This is a genomic window from Flavobacterium humi (assembly GCF_004745595.1).
In the GTDB taxonomy this organism is placed as follows: domain Bacteria; phylum Bacteroidota; class Bacteroidia; order Flavobacteriales; family Flavobacteriaceae; genus Flavobacterium; species Flavobacterium humi.
This window is the reverse complement of sequence record NZ_SRLH01000014.1, coordinates 1-2,053: the sequence shown is the minus strand read 5'-3', so window position 1 is coordinate 2,053 and position 2,053 is coordinate 1. Positions and strand designations below refer to the sequence as shown.

1 protein-coding gene is annotated in these 2,053 nt (G+C 45.3%); it reads right to left on the bottom strand.

The window, feature by feature from the left end:
• Positions 1–23: 23 nt before the first annotated feature.
• Positions 24–1,652, bottom strand: coding sequence for a T9SS type A sorting domain-containing protein (locus E4635_RS15635; RefSeq protein ID WP_135527644.1), 1,629 nt, complete (start codon positions 1,650–1,652; stop codon positions 24–26).
• Positions 1,653–2,053 lie beyond the last annotated feature (401 nt).

Below are 2,053 nucleotides of genomic sequence, written 5' to 3'. Positions count from 1 at the left end.
TATATTTTTTCATCTTTTTCATCTTATTTCTTAATCACTTTAATCCCGTTCTGCTCCACGTTGGTGCTAATGTTGATGACATACACACCGCTTGGCAAGTTACTCAAATCAAAAGGCACGGTGCGTTCCCCGTTGATTTTCTGCTGTTGCAATTGCCTGCCGTTCAGGTCGTATAAAGTGGCTGTTCCGTAGGTGTATTCGTAATTGATAATCGCATTGGTAAAGGTTTCCGCCGGGTTGGGCAAGGCCTCTATGGTTACTTTCTCGTGTTCCGGTTTGGATTTGTCCTTGAGTTTCACGATCCAGAAATCACTGCTGCCCTGAGCCCCGGATTTGTCCCGGGAAGCTGCTCCTTTGGATGTCCCGGCCAGCAAATAACCGCCGTCACGGGTTTCCATCAGCCTTTTTAGGATGTCTTCGCCTTTGCTGCCTACGGTCTTGGACCAGAGTTCCTCGCCTTTGGCATCAATCTTCAGTGCGATATAGTCGTTGATCCCTTCCTTGTCTGTTTTCTCTTTTCTATTCTCTTTTTTCTTACCTTCCTCCCCTTGCGCATAACCCGCTACCAAATAGCTTCCGTCCGCATTGGCAATCAGGGACGTCAACACGTCCAGTTTCCCAAAGTTATAGGTTTGCTGCCAGGTGATCTTGCCGTTCTCATCAAGTTTCAGTACCCAGAAATCGGTACCGCTGCCGTTGCTCTTGCTTTTGGCATCCGAACTGGCCGAATTCGAGTTCCCGCCTACCAAAAAACCGCCATCTGTGGTCGCAATCAAGGCCGAAAGGTGGTCGTCCTGGTCGCCGCCCAAAGTGGTGTCCCATAACAGGTTCCCGGATTTGTCAAGCTTCACGATCCAGTAATCCCCAATCCCGATGTTGGCCTGGGTTTTCTCGCCCGAAGCCGGGGAGTTTGAGTAACCGCCCAGCACATAACCTTCGTCTTTGGTCTGGACAATGCTTTTAAGTTCCTCTTCGTACAAGCCGCCCAGGGTTTTCTGCCAGCTGACCTTGCCGTCTTTGTCTAATTTGACAATCCAATAATCCATATTGCCGCGGCTGTTTTCGGTTTTGCCCGAAAGGTCCGCTATGGCCGTATGGTTGGCTAATGAAGCTTCCGAAGCCGAAGAACCGCCTACCAGGTAACCACCGTCCCTGGTCTGGATAATGGTTTTCAGTTTCTCCTGCCCTGTCCCTCCGATGGTCTTTTGCCATAGCTCATTACCTTTGGCATCCAGCTTGATGATCCAGAAATCGGCACCGCCTTTACTATCATCCTTCTTGTCCTGCCCTTTTGGGGACAAAGACGTTCCGGCCAGGATAAAACCGCCGTCTGCCGTGAGTTGGATGCTTTGCAGCAGGTCCATGTCCGGGCCTCCGAAGCTTTTCTGCCATTCGGCTTCGCCTTTCTCACTCATTTTCCAGAGCCAGTAATCGTAGTTGCCTTTGTTGCCGTCTGTTTTGCTGCCGTTTTTATCCGAAATGGAACTTCCCGCCAAAATAAACCCGTAGTCCGGGGTCGCAATGGCATCAAACAAAAACTCGGCATGCTTGCCGCCCAAGGATTTTTCCCAAAGGATATCCTGGGAATATGCAGTGAAGGCAAAAGAAAATACCAGCAGCAGGAAACTGCGGCTCTTAAAAGATAATGTCATAAACAAGAGGGATTTAGTAATGATATAGTATAGTATCTGTTTTTAAATAAGTTACGGATTGATTCACGCGGCGAAACTACAACAAAGCCTTATATCAAACAATCGGAAAATACTGACAATTAGTTATTTAGAAGAAATATAAAAGAAGTAAGAAGAAAGAGGCAAGAAGAAAGAGAAAAGAAAATAGAGAATGGAGAAATGGATTTACAGCTATATGTTATTTCTTATCTCCATGTTCTATTTTCTATTTTCTATGCTCAATGTTCTATTCTCTCCCTTGTGGCAAAAAAATCATCATACTTTTTGTTTCAAAATATATTTTTAAAAAAATTTGAAACAACTTTTGTGATAAAAAAATAGTTGCGATAAAATTTATCACACTTTTGTGATAAAATATTTTT

Coding starts and splice junctions, on each gene's coding strand:
- E4635_RS15635 (WP_135527644.1), bottom strand. CDS start 1,652: ATGACATTATCTTTTAAGAGCCGCAGTTTCCTGCTGCTGGTATTTTCT.